Source organism: Prauserella sp. PE36 (assembly GCF_003311655.1).
GTDB classification, from domain to species: Bacteria; Actinomycetota; Actinomycetes; order Mycobacteriales; family Pseudonocardiaceae; genus Prauserella_A; species Prauserella_A endophytica.
The window spans coordinates 25,426-39,514 of sequence record NZ_QEQT01000081.1 but is presented as its reverse complement, the minus strand read 5'-3'; the positions used below and the strand labels follow the sequence as shown (position 1 = coordinate 39,514).

Below are 14,089 nucleotides of genomic sequence, written 5' to 3'. Positions count from 1 at the left end.
CGTTGCCTGACATGAGCTCGACCGGTGTCTCGACCCGGCCCGTCGGCGGGCCCGAGGACCTCCTCAACGGGCGGAGGACGAAAAGCCCGGAACAGATCCGCGACGAGCTGGTCGACACAGCCGCGCGGCAGGCGCCGGACATCGCCGAGCTGATCCGCCTGTACTACCGGCTCACGCCGGCCGAGGAGATCATCGGCGACGATCCCGTCGACCTCGTCGGTGCCGTTCGCTCGCACCTGGAGCTGGCCCAGCAGCGCGTGCCGGGCCGCCCCGCGGTGCGGCTGCTGAATCCCACCGCCGCACAGGACGGCTGGACGCGGGAGGCCACCGTCGTCCAGCTCGTCACCGACGACATGCCGTACCTCGTGGACTCGGTCGCCGCCGAGCTGTCCCGCGGGGGTGTGCAGGTGCAGCGCATCGTGCACCCGATCGTCGTGGTCGACAGGGACCTGACCGGCGAGCTGCGCGACGTGTTCCCGCAGGCCGACGCCGCGGAGCCGCCGGAGGGCGCCGCCGCGGAGTCCTGGATGTACCTCGAGATCGATCCGATCGGCGATCCGAACCGGGCCCGCGAGCTCGACAACCGGCTCACCGCCGTGCTGGGAGACGTGCGCGAGGTCGTCGAGGACACGCAGAAGATGATCGAGGCCGCGTGTGGAATCGCCGACGACCTCGACACGAACCCGCCGCCGCTGTCCGCGGACGAGGTCCACGACGGGGCCGAGCTCCTGCGCTGGCTCGCCGCCGGGCACTTCACGTTCCTCGGCTACCGGCACTACGAGCTCGTCGAGGACCCGGACACCCAGGAGCCCGCGCTGCGGGCCGCGCTGGCCTCCGGCCTCGGGGTGCTGCGCCAGGACAGCCTCGCCGCCCGCAGCCTCACGGCGGGTCCTGACTCGGTCACGCAGGCGCTCGCGCCGACGCTGCTCGTGCTGACGCAGGCGAGCGCACCGTCCACTGTGCACCGTCCCGTGTACCCGTACTACATCGGCGTCAAGACCTTCGACGAGCGCGGCAACGTCAGCGGTGAGCACCGCTTCCTCGGCATGTTCACCACGTCGGCACTGCACGAGGACGTGCTCGACATCCCCGTGATCGAGGGCAGGGTGCGCGAGGTCATCCACCGCGCGGGCTTCCCGATGGAGTCCTACTCGGGCCAGCGGATGCTGGAGGTGCTGCAGAACTGGCCGCGCGCGGACCTGTTCTCGGCCGACGTCGACTCGCTCTACGCCACCGCGACCGGGGCGATCACGCTCGCCGACCGGCGCAGGCTGCGGCTGTTCCTGCGCCGCGATCCCTACGGCCGCTTCTACTCGTGCCTGGTGTTCCTGCCGCGGGACCGCTACACGACGCGTTCGCGGCTCGCGATGCAGGAGGTGCTGCTGGAGGAGCTGGAGGGCACCTCGCTCGAGTACGGCACGCGGCTCGGCGAGACCCTGCTGGCTCAGGTGCACTTCATCGTCCACACCGATCCGGCCAGCGTCGTGGATCCGGACACGCTGCGCATCCAGGAGCGGCTCAACGAGGCGGTCCGCAGCTGGGACGACCTGATGGTCGAGGCGATACTGGCCGAGCGGCGCGAACGGGCGGGCAACGGCAAGGCGGTCACGTTCGCAGGTGAGGAGTCGGCGACCGAGCAGGGCCAGCGCTTCGCCGCCGTGTTCCCTGAGGCGTACAAAGAGGACTTCACCGCCGAGGTCGCGCTGGCTGACCTGCGGACACTGGAGTCGCTGGACGGCCCCGGCGACGTGCGCCTTTCGTTCTACCTGCCCGACGGCGCCGCGGCGGGGGAGCGGCGCTTCAAGCTGTACCTGCTCGGCGAGGGCGTGACGCTGTCGCAGGTGCTGCCGCTGCTGCAGCGCATGGGCGTCGAGGTGGTCGACGAGCGTCCGTACGAGCTGGCGCGCGAGGACGGCATGCGCTCGTGGATCTACGACTTCGGCCTGCGCATCGAGCCGAGGGTGCTGGAGTCGATCGGCGAGGCCGCCGAGCAGGACCTGCAGGTGCGCTTCCAGGACGCCTTCGCCGCCGCGTGGCGTGGCGACTGCGAGGTCGACGGCTTCAACGCGCTGGTGCTGCGGGCCGGGCTGACGTGGCGGCAGGCGTCGGTGCTGCGTGCCTACGCCCGCTACCTGCGCCAGGCCGGCAGCCCGTACTCCCAGGAGTACATCGAGAACACGGTGCTCGCGCACACCGGCATCGCCACGGAGCTGGTGCGGCTGTTCGAGACGCGCTTCGCGCTGGAGCACTCGAACGGCGAGCGGGCCGACCACGTACAGGCGCAGCTCGACGACATCAACGCGCGGATCGATCAGGTGACGAGCCTCGACGAGGACCGGATCCTGCGCAGGCTGGCGGCGGTGATCGTGGCGACCCTGCGCACGAACTACTGGGTCACCGACGCGGACGGCGCGGTGCGGCCCTACCTGGCGTTCAAGCTCGACCCGCAGCAGGTGCCGGACCTGCCGGAGCCGAGGCCCGCGTTCGAGATCTTCGTGTATTCGCCGAGGGTCGAGGGTGTGCACCTTCGGTTCGGGTCGGTCGCGCGTGGTGGCCTGCGCTGGTCGGACCGGCGGGAGGACTTCCGCACGGAGATTTTGGGCCTGGTCAAGGCGCAGGCGGTGAAGAACGCCGTGATCGTGCCGGTCGGCGCGAAGGGCGGGTTCGTCGTCAAGCGCCCGCCCGCGCCCACGGGCGACCCCGGGCTGGACCGGGAGGCCTACCAGGCCGAGGGCGTGGCCTGCTACCGCATGTTCATCTCCGGGCTGCTGGATCTCACCGACAACCTCGTCGAGGGCAGCACGGTGCCCGCCCCCGACGTCGTCCGGTACGACGGCGACGACAACTACCTCGTCGTGGCCGCGGACAAGGGCACGGCGAAGTTCTCCGACCTCGCCAACGAGGTGGCCACGAGCTACGGCTTCTGGCTCGGCGACGCGTTCGCCTCCGGCGGCTCGATGGGCTACGACCACAAGGCGATGGGCATCACGGCCAAGGGTGCCTGGGAGAGCGTCAAGCGGCACTTCCGGGAGCTCGGCGTGGACACGCAGAGCGAGGAGTTCACCGTCGTCGGCATCGGTGACATGGCCGGGGACGTGTTCGGCAACGGGATGCTGCTCTCCGAGCACATCCGGCTCGTCGCCGCGTTCAACCACCTGCACGTCTTCCTCGACCCGAACCCGGACGCGGCGGCGTCCTTCCGCGAGCGCAAGCGCTTGTTCGAGCTGCCGCGCTCGTCGTGGGACGACTACGACCGCTCGCTGATCAGCGAGGGTGGCGGCGTCTTCCCGCGCAGCGCCAAGACCATCCCCATCACGCCGCAGGTTCGCGAGGCGCTGGGGCTGGCCGAGGGCGTGCAGAAGATGTCTCCGGCCGAGCTGGTGAACGCGATCCTGCTCGCGCCCGTCGACCTGTTGTGGAACGGCGGCATCGGCACGTACGTGAAGGCCGAGACCGAGCGCCACGCCGACGCGGGGGACAAGGCCAACGACGCGGTGCGCGTCAACGGCAGCCAGCTCCGCGTGAAGGTGGTGGGCGAGGGTGGCAACCTCGGCCTGACCCAGCGGGGCCGCATCGAGTTCGCCCGCCACGGCGGCAAGGTCAACACCGACGCGCTCGACAACTCGGCGGGCGTGGACTGCTCCGACCACGAGGTCAACATCAAGATCATGCTTGACCAGCTGATCGGCTCGGGCGAGCTGGACCGCGAGCGGCGCAACGAGCTGCTGCTGGAGATGACCGACGAGGTCGGCGAGATGGTGCTCACCGACAACCGCAAGCAGAACGCGGTGCTCGGTGTCAGCAGGGCACACGCTGAGTCGATGCTGTCGGTGCACCGCAGGCTCGTCAGCGCGCTGGAGGCCAAGGGCGCGGTGGACCGCGAGCTGGAGGCGCTGCCCGCCGACGCGGAGTTCGCGAAGCTGGAGAAGGCCGGCCTCGGCCTGACCTCGCCGGAGATCGCGACGTTGCTGGCGCACGTGAAGCTCGACCTCAAGGACGAGCTGCTCGCCAGCGAACTGCCCGATGTCGAGGTGTTCGCCCGCAGGCTGCCCGAGTACTTCCCGACGCCGCTGCGCGAACACTTCGGCGGCGCGATCGGCCGCCACCCGCTGCGCCGCCAGATCACCACGACGCTGCTGGTCAACGAGGTCGTCGACGGCGCGGGCGTGTCGTACGCGTTCCGGCTCGCCGAGGAGCTCAACGCCACGGCGACCGACGCCGTGCGCGCCTACGCCGTGGTGACCGGCGTCTTCGGCCTGCCGACGCTGTGGGACAGCATCGCCGCACTCGACAACGTCGTGCCCGCGAACGTGGCCGACCACATGGTGCTGGAGACCCGCAGGCTGCTCGACCGCGCGGCCCGCTGGTTCCTCACCAACCGGCCGCAGCCGCTCGCCGTCGGCGCCGAGATCAACCGGTTCGGCTCCACGGTCAGCCAGCTCGTGCCGAAACTCGACGAGCTGCTCCGCGGGCAGGAGGTCGAGGCCGTGCGGGCCAAGGCCGACGAGTTCGTGAGCGAGGGCGTGCCCCGTGAGCTGGCCACCCGCATCTCGCTGCTGCTCTACAGCTACTGCCTGCTCGACATCACGGAGGTCGCCGAGCTGGCCGAGCGCGAGGTCGGGCTCGACACCGAGCGCAGCCCGCTGGAGACCGCGGAACTGTACTACGCGATGTCCGACCACCTGGGGCTCGAGCGCATGCTGACCTCGGTGAACGCGCTGGAGCGCGGCAACCGCTGGCACGCGCTCGCCAGGCTCGCCCTGCGCGACGACCTGTACTCGTCGCTGCGGGCGATCACGCTTGACGCGCTCCAGCACAGCGATCCGGAGGACACCGCACAGGAGAAGATCGCGAAGTGGGAGCAGGCCAACTCCTCCCGTCTCGCCCGCGCGCGCGTGACGCTGGAGGAGATCGAGCGCTCCGGCAGGCTCGACCTCGCCACAATTTCGGTCGCGGCGAGGCAGATCCGCAGTACGGTGCGCTGATGGGCGAGTACGTGACACTGGTCCGGCCGCGCTGGTCGGACATGGACGCCTTCGGGCACGTCAACCACGCGAACATGGTGACCCTCCTCGAGGAGGCGCGGGTGCCGCTGCTGTTCGACGACGCCTCCGCCGAGGGGCTCGGCGATTTCGCCCGTGGCATCGTCGTGGTGCGGCTCGCGGTCGACTACCGTTCGCCCGTGGTGGTGAACGGTCACGACGTCCGGGTGGAGATCACGTTGAGCGAGCTGAAGATGGCTTCGTTCACGCTGGCCTACCGCGTCTACAACGGACCGTCCGAACAGGACAAAGTGGCCGTGGTGGCGAGCACCACGCTCGCGCCGTACGACCTCGCCGCCGCCCGCCCGCGCAGGCTCACCAGCGCGGAGCGGGACTTCCTCGGCGCCCGCATCCCAGGAGCCGAGTCGTGACCGAACTGCGCATCCCCGACGCCGCCGACCGCGAGACGCTCGGCGCCTTCATCGCCAGGGCGGTCCGGCTCGACGGCAACGCCGTCATCCGGCTCCGCACGCGCAGGCCCGGTGTGCTGGAGGCGTGGGCGGCGACGCCGTTCGACGTGCTCGTCACGCGGGCCGTCGAGGGTGACGTGGCCCCTGCCGACGTCACGGTGTCGGGCAGTGAGCTGCTCGCCGCGCTCACCGTGACGCCGGGCGAGGTGATGGATCCCGGCCCGCCGCGCGACCTGCTGTGGCGCTCGGAGCTGCCGGCGGCGACGTCGTGGCAGCAGGTGGACACGCTGCCCGCGGCCGTCGTCGCCGACCTCGCCGACCGGGGTGTGGCGCTCGCGCGGGAGAACGTGGGCCCGCACGGAACGCCGCCCGCGTCGCTGATGGACCAGACCGTGCTGACGGTGTCGGGTGGGAGCCTGGAGATCAAGGTGCCGATGCGGTGCCTGTTCGCGATGTCGGGCATGGGCTTCGTGGACTCGTCGGTGAGCGACGACGTTGTGCGGGTGACCGCGACGGACTCGTGGCTGCGCCTCGACGCCCGCTATGGCGCCGTGCTGCGCCGCAGGCACGCGCTCCTTCCACTCCTGCTCTAGCACCGCCAGCCGCAGTGAAGGCCACCTTCACTGCGTTGAACGAACACAGCGGCGCGGAGCGCCTCCGTTTGGGTGGTGGCGGGAGACGGGTGGGCGCAGGCATGGTGGCCTTCACTGCGGTCACGGAAGGTGCCAGAGTGGGGGCATGACCGAGGACAAGCCCGGTGAGGACCCCACCGCGGAGTTTCTGGACAGCGTGCGTGCCGAGGAGCCGCCGTGGCGCGTCGACCGGCCGCCGGAGGCGGAGCAGGGCACGACCTACGCCGCCGAGGAGCAGAAGCTGAGCCGGGCGCGTCAGGTGGCGAAGGCCGTGGGTGACGCCGCGCCGTTCGTGCCGCTGGCGACCGCGGCCGGCTGGGTGGCCGCGGAGGCGCTCGACGACGTCGGCGACGGTGCCGACCCCGGGCTCGACCCCGGCGCTGGGCTCACCTGACTCACGTGCCGAGCATGCCGCGCATGTGCTCGATCTCGTCGGTCTGGCCGGTGATGATCTCCTGAGCCATCGCGATGGCCCTTGGTTCGATGCCGTGGCCGAGCTGCTGTTCGGCCATCGTGAGCGCGCCCTGGTGGTGCGTGATCATCAGTTGCAGGAACTGCCGGTCGAACTCGGCGCCCCGCGCGGCACGCAGCGCGTCGAGCTGCTCCTGCGTCGCCATGCCCGGCATGAGCGCGTGATCGTGCCCGCCGTGCCCGTCGTGTTCGGCGTGGCCGCCGTGCTGACCCCCGGCGTGCCCGAACTCCCGCAGCCAGGACTCCATCACGGAGATCTCGGCTTCCTGTGAGGCGGCGATCCGGCCCGCGATGCCCTTGACCTGATCGCTCGTGGCGTGCCGCGCGGCGAGGTCGGTCATCGTGATCGCCTGCTGATGGTGGGGAATCATGTTGGTCATGTACTGCCGGTCGGCGTCGTTCGGCCGCACCGCCTTCTGATGCTCCGCCGCCTCACTGCCCGGCACCACGCTCGCCTGCTCGCCCGGCCTGCCGGGCACGATCACGTCCGAGCCGCCCTGTTCGCCCTCCGGAGGAGCCTCCTCGGCCGTGCAGCCCGCCAGTGCCAAGAAGAATATGGCGGCCACACCCGCCACCAGCCGCCGTCCCATGCGCGCAAGCGAACCCGGTCCGCCGGCCGGAAGTCAATATCGAACGCCGTTGCGCCGCTGAAAACCATCCATTCGTCGCTATCAAGCAGAAGACGGCCCGGCGACAATGGTGCGAACCTTGCCGGTCGAGAGGAGAACTCGAGAGTGAAGCCTCGGAGACGTCTTCGGTTGAGCGGGCTCCTCGTCGCCGCGGCGGCGGTACTGGTGGCGGGCAGCACCACCGCCACCGCCTCCGCGCAGAACACGAGCCCCGGGGTGGACGAGATCGTCCACAGCCCCAACATGCGGCAGATCGCCAACCTGCCGAAGGAAGGCCCCTTCGCCACGCAGGAGGCCTTCAACAGCGACATCGCGTTCACGAAGAACCACGCGATCGTCGGCAACTACGACGGTTTCACCATCTACGACATCCGCAAGCCGCACAAGCCGCGCGTCGTCAGCCAGGTGCTCTGCCCAGGCGGGCAGAACGACGTCTCGGTGTCGGGCGACCTGCTCTTCCTGTCGACCGACTACGCGCGCACCAACGACTCCTGCACGAGCGAGCCGTCGGTGGCCTCCGACCCCAATGCGTGGGAAGGCATCAAGGTCTTCGACATCAGCGACCTCGCGAACCCGGAGTACGTCGCGTCCGTGCGCACCGACTGCGGCTCGCACACGCACACGATGGTGCCGGACCAGCAGCGCGAGTCCGTCTACCTCTACGTGTCCTCCTACTCGCCCGCGGCGAACCTGCCGAACTGCCAGCCCCCGCACGACAAGATCTCCATCGTCGAGGTGCCCACGAAACACCCCGAGCGGGCGGCGGTCGTGGCCACGCCGGTGCTCTTCCCTGACGGCGGCAACCCCGGCGGCCCCAACCCGGACGGCACCAACCGCTCGGCGACCACGGGCTGTCACGACCTCACGGCCTACCCGGAGAAGAACCTCTTGGCGGGCGCGTGCATGGGTGACGGCGTGCTGTTCGATCTCTCGGACAAGCTGAACCCGCGCGTGATCGACCGCGTGCAGGACAACGTGAACTTCGCCTTCTGGCACTCGGCGACGTTCAACAACTCCGGCACGAAGGTCGTCTACACCGACGAGCTCGGTGGCGGTGGCCTGCCCACCTGCAACGCGACCTTCGGGCCGAACCGCGGCGCGGACGGCATCTACGACATCACCGGCCGCGGCGACGACCGCAAGCTGGAGTTCCGCAGCTACTACAAGCTGCCGAGGCACCAGACCGAGAACGAGAACTGCGTGGCGCACAACGGCTCGCTGATCCCGGTCAAGGGCCGCGACATCATGGTCCAGGCCTGGTACCAGGGCGGGATCTCGGTGTGGGACTTCACCGACTCGGCCAACCCCAAGGAGATCGGCTGGGAGCGCGGTCCGCTGTCGGACACCCAGCGAATCACCGGTGGTTCGTGGTCGGCGTACTACTACAACGGCCACATCTACTCGTCGGACATCCAGAAGGGCTTCGACGTGCTGGCCATCAACGACTGGCGCACCGCGCCGGCGAAGTCGGTCCGCTACGACGAGTTCAACGCACAGACCCAGCCGAGCTACGGTCGCGGCTGACCGGTCACGGCTGAACCCACAACCACGCGGCGGCGTCTGCCGCCAGCCTTCCCTCCACGAGGGGAGCGCTGGCGAGCAGCACGTCGCCGCGTGGCACGGGCACGGGCGCCGCTGACGTGTTCAGCGCGCAGATGAGGCCACCGGGGCTTCGCCGGTAGGCGAAACAGCCCGGCGGCGCCCCGTACCACTCCACGTCGTCACCCGCGAAGCCCGGATGCTCGCGGCGCAGCTCGATCGCTCTGCGGTACAGCGAGAGCGTCGACTCCTCGTCCTCCAGCTGCGCCTCGACGGTGAACGGCGCCCAGCCGGAGGGGATCGACTCCCAGCCGCCCGGCAACGCGGAGAAACCGAACGGCGGCGCGGTGCCCTCCCATGGGATCGGCGCCCGCGAACCCTCCTCGGTGTCGCCGAGGCCGAGCTCCTCACCTGCCCGCAGGCTCACCGCACCCGGAAGACCCAGCAGGACGAGCGCCATGGACCGCGCCCGGTTCAATCCCCGCGTGCCGCCCCCGTAGCGCGTCACCTGCCTCGGCAGGCCGTGCCCCGCCAGCGCCCAGGCCGGCGGCGCGCCGACGGACGCGACCGTGGCCAGCGAGCGCTCGACGGCTGCCTGCAGCGCGTCGGCATCGAACGGCGTGCGCGCGAGCCGGGGGTGCACGGCGAGGTGCAGCTCACCCGGCCGCAGGTACCGGGCGAAACGCTCGTCGTCGGCGATGTCGAGCCCGCCCAGCGACACCGCGTGCGGGTACTCGTCGATCACCTTGCGGATGGCCTGGTGGATCTCGTGCACGCCGTCGTCGTCGAAACGGGGATCCGTGCGCCCCCGCGGATCGGCGTCGGGCAGGTCGCGGTGCTTGGCCATGCCCGAGGCGGCCGCGAGGTGGATCCCATCGGCGCCGCGGTCGAGCCAGAACCGCAGCGTGCGCTCGAAGTCGGCCCGCACCTCGGGGTTGGTCCAGTTCAGATCCGGCTCATGGGGCCCGAACAGGTGCAGGTACCACTGGCCGTCGGCCACGCGAGTCCAGGCCGGGCCGCCGTCCCGCGCGCGCCAGTCGTTCGGCGGCAGCTCGCCGTGCTCGCCCCGGCCGTCGCGGAAGTGGTAGCGCTCGCGCTCGGGGCTGCCCGGTGCGGCGGAGAGGGCGGCCGCGAACCAGATGTGCTTGTCGCTCGTGTGGTTCGCCACGAGGTCGAGCACGACCCGAAGCCCGGCCGCGTGCGCCTCGGCCAGCAGCGAGTCGACCGTGTCGAGGTTGCCCAGCACGGGATCGACCGCACGGGGGCCCGCGATGTCGTAGCCGTCGTCGGCCATGGGGGAGAGGTAGAACGGCGTCAGCCGCAGCGCGTGCACCCCGAGCAGGTCGAGGTAGCCGAGCCTGCCCCTGATGCCCTCGAGGTCGCCGACGCCGTCTCCGTCGAAGTCCGCGAACAAGCGCACGGGCAGCTCGTAGAAGACTGCGTCCTGCCACCAGCGGGCGCCGGCCGGTGCGGAGGGCCGTGCGGTGTCTCTGCCGGCTCTGCGCACCAGCGGTCACACCCAGCTGTTCATCATCGACTGGGCGGCCATCTCCAGGTACTGCCAGAGCTGGGTGCGGTACGGCTCCTCGATGCCGCTCTCGTCCACGGCGACGCGCATCGCGCGCAGCCACGCGTCCCGCTCGATCGGTCCGATCTTGAACGGCGCGTGCCGCATGCGCAGCCGGGGGTGCCCACGCTGGTCGGAGTAGGTGTGCGGGCCGCCCCAGTACTGCATGAGGAACAGCCGCAGCCGGTCCTCGGCGGGACCGAGGTCCTCCTCCGGGTAGAGCGGGCGCAGCACCTCGTCGTCGGCGACCTCGGCGTAGAAGCGGGCGACGATCTTGCGGAACGTCGGCTCGCCACCCACCGCCTCGTAGAACGTACGGGGATCCGGCGTCTCGCTCACTTCAGCCACCTCTCCATTCTGCCGTGCGTTGCTCACGATCTTCAGTTCGCGGTGCCCGTCGAACCGTTTCCGAAGAAGCGGCCGAGCGGCGGCTCGAAGCCGGCCCGTTCGAAGGCGGGGAGGATCTCCGCGCGCAGGGCTCGCTGCACCGCCCATTGGCGGCCTGGCCGCACCTTGACCGTGAGCCGCAGCTGCGTGCCCTCGGGCGTGACGTTCTCCACACCGAGCACCTCCGGCGGTTCCAGCACGTCCGGCGCGATCGCCGGCCGTGCCGCGGCCTCGGCCGCGACCTCCTCCAGCAGCGTGGTCGCCCGCTGGACGTCGGTGTTGTAGCTCAGCGGGATGTCGACCACGCCCACGGCGTAGCCCTGGCTGGAGTTGCCGACGCGCAGCACCTCGCCGTTACGGACGTACCAGACGGTGCCGTTGAGGTCGCGCAGCGTGGTGATGCGCAGGCCCACCGCCTCGACGGTGCCGACGGCCTCGCCGACGTCGACGACATCGCCGACGCCGTACTGGTCCTCCAGCATCATGAAGATCCCGGAGAGGAAGTCCCGCACCAGGTTCTGCGCACCGAACCCGATCGCCACACCGACGATGCCGGCCGAGGCGAGGATCGGGGCGAGGTTGATGCCGATCTCGCCGAGGACCATGACGAATGCGAGGCCGTAGATCACCACGGTGGTGAGCGACTTCAGCACCGAGCCGATCGTCATCGCCCGCTGGCGGCGTCTTTCGATCACCACGGGACCGAGCACCTCCGGCGCGCGCTCGCGCAGGGGACGCAGCAGCGCGGGCAGCCTGCCCGAGCCGCCGTCGGCGTCGTCGGCAGGCGTTCTGGTGAGCCGGTCGATGAGCTTGCGGACCAGGTACCGCACGAGGACGGCGACCACGACGATCAGCAGGATGCTCAACGGCTTGGCGACGAGCCAGTTCGCCGAGCCCGCCAGCCACTCGTTCCCGGTGAGCCGCCAGATCTGCTGGCACCAGGTGCCAGCCTCGTTGATGCAGGACGGCGGGTCGCTGAGCAACTGCTCCACTTCGGGGAACGCTCCTTCCATGTTTGTGACGCCGCACACTCTCCAGGTCCGGTGAGTCCCCCGATTACGGCATGTTGACCACGTCGAGTCCAACCACAACCGTACTGGGAAGTGACACGTTGCCTAACGCACGTGCGTTCTGGCCCCGGTCTGTGGTCGACTAGGGCAACACCGGTGGAGGTGGTCGCGTGCCAGACCGACAACCGAGCCCCCACGGCGCCCATACCCGGCATCCGGCCGGGCAGGCGCCGGAGGCCAAGCTGTGCGCGCCCGTAGGCGCCGTGATCGGCGGCCCACATGCCAGTGGGCCACAGCCGACCGGACCTCCGGCGCGTGGGGGCCGGATCACTCGCTCGCACGGTCAGCGGCGGTCGAGGGATCCGGGAGGCGGCGGTTCGTCGGGACCTGGCTGGGGCAAGCGGCGTGTGCTGCTGCTCAACACGACGTTCGAACCACTCACCGCGTTACCTCTACGCCGCGCCATCGTGCTGCTCGTGTGTGGCAAGGCGGAGGTCGTGCACGAGGATCCCACGGGGCTGACGCTGCACGCCGCCACCATGGCGGTCGAGGTTCCTTCGGTGATCAGGCTGAGCACCTACGTGCGCGTACCCTATCGTGCCCAGGTTCCGCTCACGCGGGCCGGGTTGATGCACCGGGATCGCTTCCGCTGCGCGTACTGCGGGGCTCGCGCGGAGACGATCGACCATGTGGTGCCGCGCAGCCGCGGCGGTGCGCACTCGTGGCAGAACTGTGTGGCCTGCTGTGCGAAATGCAACCACCGCAAGGCGGACAAGCTGCTGTCGGAGATCGGCTGGCGGTTGCGCGTCGTGCCGACGGCGCCGCACGGTCCGCACTGGAGGCTGCTCGCGCACTCCACGGAGGCCGACCCGCTGTGGCGGCAATACCTCGGCGCCCCGGCCGCGTGATCGTCACGCGGCCAGGGGCGTGCCGTGGTGGGTATTCACTTCGTCGTTACGTCTTCAGGTCGGGCGGGAACGCTGCGTGGACGTTCCGCCTCAGGCGGTGACGCGCGTGCCGCGGGTGACCCTGGTACCGCGGGTGACGCGGGTGCCCGCCGTCACCCTGGTGCCGCGGGTGACTCGGGTGCCCCTCGTGACCCTGGTGCCCGCCGTGACTCGCGTGCCCCTCGTGACCCGAGTCCCGGCCGTGACGCGGGTGCCGCGGGTGACTCGCGTACCGCGCGTGACCCGAGTCCCGGCCGTCACCCGAGTGCCGCAGGTGACGCGTGTACCCCGCGTGACCCGTGTACCACGCTCGGCGGATTCGGCGAAAAGCGACGAAACGGTGTTGTGGTTCGACTCGGCGGGGGTCAGGACGGTGTGCATGGCAAGTCCTCCTGTGACCGGGGTGTGACCTATTGGGGATGGGGGGTGAGGCGCAAGGCCCGTACAGGTGAAAAACGTACGAGCAATCAAGTAGGGGAACAAGATGCGAGAGCCGGGTGCCGCCGCCCGTACGGTGAGTTGCGACCTTTCGCGAACGGCGTTTCGGCTCAACGTGGGATTCCCGGCGTGGCAAGCGGCGGACGGGACCTCTCGAGCGACGGACGGCACTGTCGGTTCGCCGTGGCAGGTGAGGTGTGACCGTGGGCCGTCGGATACCCTGCGGTCGTGAGCATCCTCGAGACGACTCTGGTCTTCGCGGTGATCCCGCTCGCCATCTACGGTGTGTTCGCCTTGGCCACCCTGCGTTCGAGGTTCGCAGGTAGGCCGAGGTACCGGCCGGGGCAGGCGTGGGAGTTCCCGCCGATGTGGTGGAGTGCCAACCCGGCTGGCGCCGGTGATGCGCGCGCGGCTGGTGAGACGGCGAGCCCGTCGAAGGTTCGGGGAGGTGCCCGTGGGAGCTGGTGAGCTGACCACTCAGAGCCCGTCGACCGGGCTCGAGGGAACCGAACTGCAGCCCGGCGCGGCCGTTACCGCCAGCGGACGCGTGTCCGTGGCGCAGATGTACGAGCCCGCTGCTCCGAAAGGCCCATTCACGACCGCCCAACTGGCCCGCCTCGACGAGGCGTTGACGCTGGCCAGCAGGGAGACCGGCCTGGAGTTCAGTATCTACCTCGGCGAGCTCGGAAACGACAGCCGTGTGGGTGCGGAGTCGCTGCACGACAGCCTCGGCGCGCAGGGCGACCACGCCGTGCTGATCGCGGTTTCCCCCGGCGAGCGCGTGGTCGAGGTCGTCACCGGTGGCGAGGCCATGTACCGCCTGCCCGACCGCGGCGCCAAGCTCGCGGTGATGAGCATGGTCGCCTCCTTCAAGGAGGGCGACCTCATCGGCGGCCTCGTCAGCGGGCTGCGCATGCTGGCCGACTCGGCCGGCCCCGCCCCGCACTGACAAGTCACCCCAGAGGCCCCCAAGGCCACCTTTGTTGCGTTCAACGCAACAAAGGTGGCCTTGGGGGC

12 protein-coding genes are annotated in these 14,089 nt (G+C 70.3%); 8 read left to right on the top strand and 4 right to left on the bottom strand.

Annotated elements, in window-relative coordinates:
• Nucleotides 1–11 precede the first annotated feature (11 nt).
• The 4 genes from DI005_RS21995 (at nt 12) to DI005_RS21980 (ending at nt 6,478) form a co-directional block, all read left to right on the top strand.
• Nucleotides 12–4,985, top strand: coding sequence for an NAD-glutamate dehydrogenase (locus tag DI005_RS21995; protein WP_112275359.1), 4,974 nt, complete (start codon nt 12–14; stop codon nt 4,983–4,985).
• Nucleotides 4,985–5,413, top strand: coding sequence for a thioesterase family protein (locus DI005_RS21990; RefSeq protein ID WP_112275361.1), 429 nt, complete (start codon nt 4,985–4,987; stop codon nt 5,411–5,413). Before DI005_RS21995 ends, DI005_RS21990 begins: the two co-directional genes overlap by 1 nt.
• Nucleotides 5,410–6,045, top strand: coding sequence for a hypothetical protein (locus DI005_RS21985; RefSeq protein WP_112275363.1), 636 nt, complete (start codon nt 5,410–5,412; stop codon nt 6,043–6,045). The genes DI005_RS21990 and DI005_RS21985 overlap by 4 nt, the downstream gene beginning before the upstream one ends.
• Nucleotides 6,046–6,190: 145 nt before the next feature.
• The gene (locus DI005_RS21980; protein ID WP_112275365.1) at nt 6,191–6,478 is read left to right on the top strand and encodes a hypothetical protein; all 288 of its coding nucleotides are present in this window, start codon (nt 6,191–6,193) and stop codon (nt 6,476–6,478) included.
• A 1-nt stretch (nt 6,479) separates the two neighbouring features.
• Here DI005_RS21980 and DI005_RS21975 read toward each other — a convergent pair whose 3' ends face one another.
• Complete coding sequence (locus DI005_RS21975; protein ID WP_112275367.1) at nt 6,480–7,145, bottom strand: DUF305 domain-containing protein; 666 nt, start codon at nt 7,143–7,145, stop codon at nt 6,480–6,482.
• Nucleotides 7,146–7,289: 144 nt separating this feature from the next.
• Between DI005_RS21975 and DI005_RS21970 the strand changes: the two genes are divergently transcribed.
• The gene (locus DI005_RS21970; RefSeq protein ID WP_113643364.1) at nt 7,290–8,708 is read left to right on the top strand and encodes an LVIVD repeat-containing protein; all 1,419 of its coding nucleotides are present in this window, start codon (nt 7,290–7,292) and stop codon (nt 8,706–8,708) included.
• Between the two features lie 4 nt (nt 8,709–8,712).
• Here DI005_RS21970 and DI005_RS21965 read toward each other — a convergent pair whose 3' ends face one another.
• Genes DI005_RS21965 through DI005_RS21955 form a run of 3 tightly spaced genes read right to left on the bottom strand, consistent with a single transcriptional unit; the run spans nt 8,713 to nt 11,669 of the window.
• Entirely contained in the window at nt 8,713–10,230 is a 1,518-nt protein-coding gene (locus DI005_RS21965; RefSeq protein ID WP_199543092.1) for an alpha-amylase family glycosyl hydrolase, read from the bottom strand.
• Between the two features lie 6 nt (nt 10,231–10,236).
• A complete protein-coding gene (locus DI005_RS21960; protein WP_112275373.1) occupies nt 10,237–10,629 on the bottom strand; it encodes a globin in 393 nt (130 codons plus the stop codon).
• A gap of 41 nt (nt 10,630–10,670) precedes the next feature.
• Nucleotides 10,671–11,669, bottom strand: a complete 999-nt coding sequence (locus DI005_RS21955; protein WP_113643362.1) for a mechanosensitive ion channel family protein — start codon at nt 11,667–11,669, stop codon at nt 10,671–10,673.
• A 188-nt stretch (nt 11,670–11,857) separates the two neighbouring features.
• Between DI005_RS21955 and DI005_RS21950 the strand changes: the two genes are divergently transcribed.
• The 3 genes from DI005_RS21950 to DI005_RS21935 all read left to right on the top strand — a co-directional run bounded on the left by DI005_RS21950 (nt 11,858) and on the right by DI005_RS21935 (nt 14,021).
• Nucleotides 11,858–12,595, top strand: coding sequence for an HNH endonuclease (locus DI005_RS21950; protein ID WP_228714100.1), 738 nt, complete (start codon nt 11,858–11,860; stop codon nt 12,593–12,595).
• A 705-nt stretch (nt 12,596–13,300) separates the two neighbouring features.
• Nucleotides 13,301–13,540, top strand: a complete 240-nt coding sequence (locus tag DI005_RS21940) for a hypothetical protein (protein ID WP_113643361.1) — start codon at nt 13,301–13,303, stop codon at nt 13,538–13,540.
• Nucleotides 13,527–14,021 carry a DUF5130 family protein gene (locus DI005_RS21935; protein WP_228714106.1) on the top strand — a complete coding sequence of 165 codons (495 nt, stop codon included), beginning with the start codon at nt 13,527–13,529 and terminating at the stop codon, nt 14,019–14,021. The genes DI005_RS21940 and DI005_RS21935 overlap by 14 nt, the downstream gene beginning before the upstream one ends.
• The last annotated feature ends 68 nt before the right edge of the window (nt 14,022–14,089 follow it).

Coding starts and splice junctions, on each gene's coding strand:
- DI005_RS21995 (WP_112275359.1), top strand. CDS start 12: ATGAGCTCGACCGGTGTCTCGACCCGGCCCGTCGGCGGGCCCGAGGAC.
- DI005_RS21990 (WP_112275361.1), top strand. CDS start 4,985: ATGGGCGAGTACGTGACACTGGTCCGGCCGCGCTGGTCGGACATGGAC.
- DI005_RS21980 (WP_112275365.1), top strand. CDS start 6,191: ATGACCGAGGACAAGCCCGGTGAGGACCCCACCGCGGAGTTTCTGGAC.
- DI005_RS21975 (WP_112275367.1), bottom strand. CDS start 7,145: ATGGGACGGCGGCTGGTGGCGGGTGTGGCCGCCATATTCTTCTTGGCA.